Origin of the sequence: Mycoplasma enhydrae (assembly GCF_017116825.1) — a bacterium.
Classification (GTDB): domain Bacteria; phylum Bacillota_I; class Bacilli_A; order Mycoplasmatales; family Metamycoplasmataceae; genus Metamycoplasma; species Metamycoplasma enhydrae.
The window spans coordinates 63,833-70,379 of record NZ_JAFIRD010000004.1 but is presented as its reverse complement, the minus strand read 5'-3'; the positions used below and the strand labels follow the sequence as shown (position 1 = coordinate 70,379).

Sequence of the window (6,547 nt, the reverse complement as noted above, 5' to 3'; positions counted from 1 at the left end):
ACTCACCCATTCGCCGCTAGATTTCAAAAGAAACCTCGCTCGACATGCATGTATTAGGCACACAGCCAGCGTTCATCCTGAGCCAGGATCAAACTCTTAAAATTTGATTTTGGTTATTATGTTTTTGGTTTGTTTTTTGTTATTTAAATAAATTAAATTGACGTTATGGTATTCGTATCCAGTTTTCAAAGAACTATCTCAAGTGTATCCTTTAAAATGTGTCTTAAAGAACATACTCATAATATTATACACATTAAATATTTTTAAATAAAAATAATTAATATTTTATATTTGCTACATTTAAATTTTGATAAAAGAATAAATAGCCTTATTATTATAATAAAAATCTTAATTATTACGCTAAAAAAATAATAAAAAATGACGGTTGTCTACCGTCATAAAGCTTAATTATTTGATCTTGTCATTAATTGCATTTTTAAGAACTTTTTCTTCTTTATAAAATCCACAATATTTACATGCTTGGTGAGGAATTATTAATTGTTTACAGTGTGAACATTCTACTAATGTTGTTGGCACTAAAGCGTGGTGGCTTCTTCTTAAATGTTTTCTTTGTTTTGAAGTTTTTCGTTTTGGAACTATTGCCATAATAAATTCTCCTAAATCCTATACTAATTTAATAATAGCCATTTTAGCGTTATCACCTGCACGGTTATTAATTTTAATAATTCTTGTATATCCACCATTACGTTGTGCGTATTTTGGTGCTATAACATCAAATAAATATTGTAATGAATCTTTGTTTTCGTGTTTTGAAGGAATTAATCTTAAAAATTTTGCTGCTTGTCTACGGGTAGCAAGAGTATTTTTCTTGCCTAAAGTAATCATTTTTTCAGCCGATGATCTAATTCTTTTTGCTCGTTCTAAAGTGGTTTTTAGTTGTCCATGAATTAATAAGTCTGTAACTAATGATCTTTTCACATGGTTTCATCATTCTGTATTTCTACGAAATACTTGCTTTGGATTTGCCATTATTCATCTCCCTCTGCTTGATTATTTAATTGACTAAATGATTCTATTATGTCATCATCTTCTGAACTCTTACCGACTCTTGCTTGTCATTCGTTTCTTTTTTGAATAATATCTTCGATTGATTTTTTACCTAAGTTTTTAATGTTAGATAAATCTTCATCAGTTAGTTTCATTAATTCTTCAACTGTATTATATTTAGCTCTTTTTAAAGCGTTTAGTGATCTTATTGTTAGACCTAATTTTTCAATTGAAAAAGATGCTTTAATATCTTTTTGTTGATTTTGTTTATTATCATCAAATAATTTAATAGTTTCTAAAGCATCAATGTTACCAATTATTTGGAAATGCGCCACAATTATTTGAGCAGCTTGTTCCAAAGCATCCTTAGCTTCAATGGTGCCATCTGTTTCAATTTTAATTTTTAGTCTTTCTTCAATTAATTTTGATGAACTGTTTAGTTCTTCAAATGATATTGCACATTTTTTAATAGGACTAAAGTCACTATCCATAGCTAAAAATTGACCACGGCTAATACTTGATTCTAATCTTGGACCATACTGGTTAATAACGGCTTTGTTTTCTTCAAAGTCAATAAAACCTCTACCTGATCTTAAAAATAAATCAAATTCTAGACTTCCGCCTTTAGCAATATCGGCGATGTATTGATCTTTATTAACAATTTCAAGTCCAGAAAGATTTGTTATATCTGAAGCTAAAATTGCACCTTCCTTATTTGATTTAAATGAAACTTTTGCCAAGTTATTTTTTTCAAAAAACTCGGGTTTGTAAACGAAACGAATGCTTCTAATGTTTTTAACTAAAGTTATTGCATCTTCTCTAATGCCATTAATTGTTTGAAATTCATGTTCCACGTTGTTAATTTTAATTGCAAATGGAGCTACAGATGTTATTGAAGATAATAAAGTTCTTCTTAAAACTGTTCCCATTGTATTAGCATAACCACGTGATAATGGTTCAATTACAAAAGTTGTATTAAAGTCGTTAATTCTTTCAGCTGCCAATTCCTTATATGTTATTTTTTGAATTTTTTCCATAATATCCTCTCTTCAATTATTTTTTTAATCTAGTAATTTTTATACTCTCTTAAGAATTTTCTTTGGAGGACGTGTACCGTTATGTGGAGTTGGAGTTACATCTTTAATTTCTTTGATACTAAAACCGCTTGCTTCAATTTGTTTACGAGCTGTTGATTTACCTGGACCAACACCTTTTACTAAAATTGATACTTCTTTTAGACCAAATTCTTTAGCTTTTTCAACTGCTGCTGCAGCAGCTAGTCCAGCTGCATATGGAGTTTTTTTCTTTGTACCTTTATATCCAATTGCACCTGATGATGATCATGCAAAAACATTACCTTTTAAATCTGAAAAAGAAACAATTGTATTTTGATAGGTAGAGTGTATGTGTGCTACACCTTGGGTAATAATTTTTTTATTCTTTTTAGCCATTATTATTTACCTTTCTTTCCTGCAATTGTTTTTCTTGGGCCTTTTCTTGTTCTTGCATTTTTCTTTGTAGATTGTCCTCTAACTGGCAATCCTTTTCTATGTCTAATACCACGGTATGACTTAATTTCCATTAATCTTTTAATGTTTAGGTTAATTTCTCTTTTTAAATCACCTTCGGTATTATATTTTTTTGCTTCATCTCTGATACGTGTTAATTCTTCTTCTGTTAGTTCTTTAACTCTTTTTTCACCATCGACATTGGCATCTGCTAAGATTTTTTTAGCGATTGATGGACCAATACCAAAAATGTATGTTAATGAAATACGAGCTTTTTTGTTATTTGGAATTTCTATATTTAAAACTCTAGCCATGTTCTATCCTTGTCTTTGTTTATGTTTTGGATTTATACAAATCACTCTATTAACACCGTTTCTTTTAATGATTTTGCAATCTTTACAAATTCGTTTGATTGAAGCTCTAACTTTCATATTATCTCCTTAAGTTATTTGTGACGAAAGACAATTCTACCCTTAGTCATATCATATGGACTTAATTCCACATCAACACTGTCACCAGGAATCATCCTAATGTTATGCAATGACATTTTTCCCGAAATGAAAGCTTTAATTTCAATTCCATTTTCTAATAAAACATCATAGTCCTTGGTTGAGTGCATTTTGGTAATTTTGCCTGTCATTCTAATTGCGTCTTTTGCCATTAAATGTTATCTCCTGATAAAATGTATGCTTCACCATTATCAATTAAAACTGTTTGTTCATAGTGCGCAGTATTGTAGCCCAATGGGTCTACAACGGTTCAATTATCTTTTTTTGTTGTAACTTTTTTAGATTTTTGTAAAATCATGGGTTCAATACATATGACCATCCCATTTTTAATAATTGGCCCAGTATTAGGTAAGCCGTCATTATATACATATGGGTCTTCATGTAAGTGTTTACCAATTCCATGACCACAATATTCGTCTGGTGTATAGTATCCTTTTTGTCTAATATAGTTACCTATAGCAGCAGATATATCACCAATTCTTTTGCCTACTTTAATCGCATTAAAGCCAGCATAAAAAGCGTCTTTAGCTACTTGAATTAATTCTTTGTCTTTGTCGCTAATATTTCCAATTCCCTTTGTAAAAGCTGAATCAGAATAGTATCCTTCTCAAATTACGCCAGTATCAATTTTTATAATGTCACCATCTTTAACAATGTAATCCGAAGGAATACCATGAATTAATTCTTCATTTACGGATATACAGCAAACTCCTGGAAATCCATATTGTCCCAAGAATGCTGGTTTACCGCCTCGTTTTTCAATTTCTTTAAAAGCGACGCTGTCTATTTCTTTTAAAGAAACACCTGGTCTTATAAAGTCTCATAAAATTGTTTTGACTTCTGCCAAGATTGAACAGGCTTTTTTAATTTTATTAATCTCAATTTGATTTTTGATTTTTATCATTTTAAAGCCTCTTTTACGTCTGAATAAACTTTTTTAAATTCTTGATAACTATTAATTTCAATAGCTATATTTTTATTTTTATAAAAATCTATTAAACATTTTGTTTGGCTTTCATAGATTGCCAAACGCTTTAAGACAACATCTGCTTCGTCATCAGGACGTTTAATAACTTCTGCCTGACATTTTTTACAAAACTTGTTGTCGATTGGAGGAAATGATTCTAAGTGATAAATAGTTTTACATGCTGGACAAACTCTTCTTTTTGATAAACGTTCAATAATTTGATCATCAGTTATTTTTAAAACAACAACTTTATCAATAATGACATTTTTAGCTTCTAATTGTTCTAAAAATTTTGCTTGATCAATCGTTCTTGGATATCCATCTAAAATAAAAGGTTTGTTTTGTGCTACTAATTCTGTTAATTTTTTTTCAACTAATTCATTAGTAATTGCATCATCTACATATTTACCAGAATCTAATATGATTTGAATTTTTTTTCCTAGTTCCGTTTTGTTTTTAATTTCTTGACGAAACATATCACCCGTAGAAAATTGGAAATAATTAAATTGTTTTACAAGTAAACTTGCAATTGAACCTTTTCCAGCTCCAGGCGGACCAATTAAAATTAAATTTGGCTCTTTTTTAGAATTGTTACATTTGCAATCGCAAGTACATGTGCACTTGCATTGGCAAGAACATTTATTTATCATATTAAATCTTCTTCCTCTCCATATACTTCTTTTAATTCTCTAATCATTCTTCTTTTACGAGCAAGTTCTTGAGATTTATATCTTGCTTGAATTTGTTGAACAGTTTCAGTTGCTGTTGAAACAAGAATCATGATTGAAGTTCCACCAAAAGCAATTGGTGCAGGTATGCCAAACATTTGTTGAATAAATTGTAAGGCACCTAAGATTATTAAATAACCAGCTGAAAAGAATGATAATCTTAAAACTGTATTTAATAAATAGTCTTCTGTTTGTTCTCCAGGTCTAATTCCAGGAATAAAAGTACTACTTTTTGCAAAATCTTCACTAATTTTATCAATCTTAGATTGTTGAATTCCCATTAGAATTGTTAGCCCGAAGGTAATAATTACGAATAGGAAAAATCCTAGAGGCTGAGTTAATTGAAGATTTGCATATACTCATTGGTAGTATCTACTTGTATCAGGATTAAATAGACCTGCAATCATTGTTGGTAGTGATAAAACCATCATTGCAAAAATTACTGACATAATTCCTGCAGGATTAGCTTTTATTGGTAAATAACTTAGTTCTTTTTCTGTTTTTGAAAGTCCAGCTCCAACTTGTTGAATTGGAATTCGTCTTTCAGCTAAAGAAAATATAGTTACAACGAATATTACTAATAAATAAGCTAATATGTAAACTACAAAATTCAATGTTTCTTTTAAAACAACTGAATTATTATTTTTTACTGAAGGCATGTAGTACTCAAATGCATGTCTAAAAGTTGGAATAAGTGAACTAGCAATACCTACGAAGATTATTAAACTTGTACCATTTCCAACACCTTTATTTGTGATTTGTTCTGATAAAAATAATGAAAAGAATGAACCAGCTATTAATAATAAAGGGATAACAAATCATTGATATGCACTAGCGCCTTTTGCTCCTAGTATTTTAACTAAATTTGGACTAAAAATAATTCCAAAATTATCAGTAGGATTAACTAGGGCTCTAGTAATTAAAATTGCTTGGAAAATTGCAAAGAATAATGTAACTGTATAAGTAATAAAATTAATTTTTATTCTCCCAAGCGGTCCTGATTGACTTAGGCGATATATTGCCGGGAATGCTTTGGTCTGTAAGATCATCATGACTAAACTTGACGAAATAAATGGACCTATTCCTAATGCAACAATGGAGAATCTACGCAATCCTCCACCACCAACTAAATTTAATATTCCAAAAAAATCACCTTGGCCCAATTTATCTTGATTAGCTAATTCAACTCCTGGTAATGTAATTGTACCAGCAGCCAAGAAAAGGGCAATGATAAATAGAGTGAACAAAATCTTTTTAAAAAGATCATGGTTTTTTCATCACTCTGTTCATGTATTTCGTTTTTCAGCAAAAAACTTATCAATCGCTAATTTGCGTTCAAGTCTTTTGTTGTATGTGTCCTTTTCCAAATTCGATTTCTTAGCCATTATTGAACCTCGATTTTTCCTCCAACTTTTTCAATCGCAGCTTTTGCTGATTGTGAAAGAGTAGGAATTTTAACTGTTAGCTTTTTAGTTAACGAGCCATTTCCTAAAATTTTAACAGGTAAAGAACCTTTAATTAGTCTTTTTTCTGTTAATGTTTCATATGAAACGATATCATTAGCACTAAATCTTTCTTCTAAGTCTTTAAGATTTATTACTTGATATTCAACATGGTTAACATTATTAAAACCACGTTTTGGTATTCTTCTAAATAGTGGTAATTGACCACCTTCAAAACCTAATCTAACTGTGCTTCGTTTTGTTTGACCACTTTGACCTCTACCTGCTTGTTTACCTTTACCAGCTGCATGACCACGTCCAACACGATGTTTTTGTTTACGAGCACCTAAGGTTGCTTTTAAATTATGTAATTTCATAATAATTT

11 protein-coding genes and 1 rRNA gene are annotated in these 6,547 nt (G+C 30.1%); all 12 read right to left on the bottom strand.

All coding sequences use genetic code 4. The annotated features are described in order from the left end of the window. Positions 1-104: ribosomal RNA gene (locus tag JXZ91_RS02310) — 16S ribosomal RNA — on the bottom strand; the annotation flags it as partial. Between the two features lie 304 nt (positions 105-408). After that, positions 409-606, bottom strand: coding sequence for a 50S ribosomal protein L32 (rpmF, locus tag JXZ91_RS02305; RefSeq protein ID WP_205851396.1), 198 nt, complete (start codon positions 604-606; stop codon positions 409-411). 18 nt (positions 607-624) lie between these two features. Next, complete coding sequence (rplQ, locus tag JXZ91_RS02300; RefSeq protein WP_205851395.1) at positions 625-990, bottom strand: 50S ribosomal protein L17; 366 nt, start codon at positions 988-990, stop codon at positions 625-627. Beyond that, positions 990-2,045 (bottom strand): DNA-directed RNA polymerase subunit alpha, encoded by a 1,056-nt coding sequence (locus tag JXZ91_RS02295; RefSeq protein WP_205851394.1) that lies wholly within the window; start codon positions 2,043-2,045, stop codon positions 990-992. The genes rplQ and JXZ91_RS02295 overlap by 1 nt, the downstream gene beginning before the upstream one ends. A gap of 39 nt (positions 2,046-2,084) precedes the next feature. Beyond that, positions 2,085-2,459, bottom strand: a complete 375-nt coding sequence (gene rpsK / locus JXZ91_RS02290; protein ID WP_205851393.1) for a 30S ribosomal protein S11 — start codon at positions 2,457-2,459, stop codon at positions 2,085-2,087. A gap of 2 nt (positions 2,460-2,461) precedes the next feature. Further along, positions 2,462-2,830: a 30S ribosomal protein S13 gene (gene rpsM / locus JXZ91_RS02285; RefSeq protein WP_205851392.1), complete on the bottom strand. Its 369-nt coding sequence runs from the start codon at positions 2,828-2,830 to the stop codon at positions 2,462-2,464. Positions 2,831-2,833: 3 nt separating this feature from the next. After that, complete coding sequence (gene rpmJ / locus JXZ91_RS02280) at positions 2,834-2,947, bottom strand: 50S ribosomal protein L36 (protein ID WP_205851391.1); 114 nt, start codon at positions 2,945-2,947, stop codon at positions 2,834-2,836. Positions 2,948-2,961: 14 nt separating this feature from the next. Then, entirely contained in the window at positions 2,962-3,177 is a 216-nt protein-coding gene (gene infA, locus JXZ91_RS02275) for a translation initiation factor IF-1 (RefSeq protein ID WP_205851390.1), read from the bottom strand. Beyond that, the gene (map, locus tag JXZ91_RS02270) at positions 3,177-3,929 is read right to left on the bottom strand and encodes a type I methionyl aminopeptidase (protein WP_205851389.1); all 753 of its coding nucleotides are present in this window, start codon (positions 3,927-3,929) and stop codon (positions 3,177-3,179) included. The genes infA and map overlap by 1 nt, the downstream gene beginning before the upstream one ends. Then, positions 3,923-4,642, bottom strand: a complete 720-nt coding sequence (locus JXZ91_RS02265) for an adenylate kinase (protein WP_205851388.1) — start codon at positions 4,640-4,642, stop codon at positions 3,923-3,925. The genes map and JXZ91_RS02265 overlap by 7 nt, the downstream gene beginning before the upstream one ends. Further along, the gene (gene secY / locus JXZ91_RS02260; RefSeq protein WP_205851387.1) at positions 4,636-6,105 is read right to left on the bottom strand and encodes a preprotein translocase subunit SecY; all 1,470 of its coding nucleotides are present in this window, start codon (positions 6,103-6,105) and stop codon (positions 4,636-4,638) included. Before secY ends, JXZ91_RS02265 begins: the two co-directional genes overlap by 7 nt. Beyond that, positions 6,105-6,539 carry a 50S ribosomal protein L15 gene (rplO, locus tag JXZ91_RS02255; RefSeq protein ID WP_205851386.1) on the bottom strand — a complete coding sequence of 145 codons (435 nt, stop codon included), beginning with the start codon at positions 6,537-6,539 and terminating at the stop codon, positions 6,105-6,107. The genes secY and rplO overlap by 1 nt, the downstream gene beginning before the upstream one ends. Positions 6,540-6,547 lie beyond the last annotated feature (8 nt).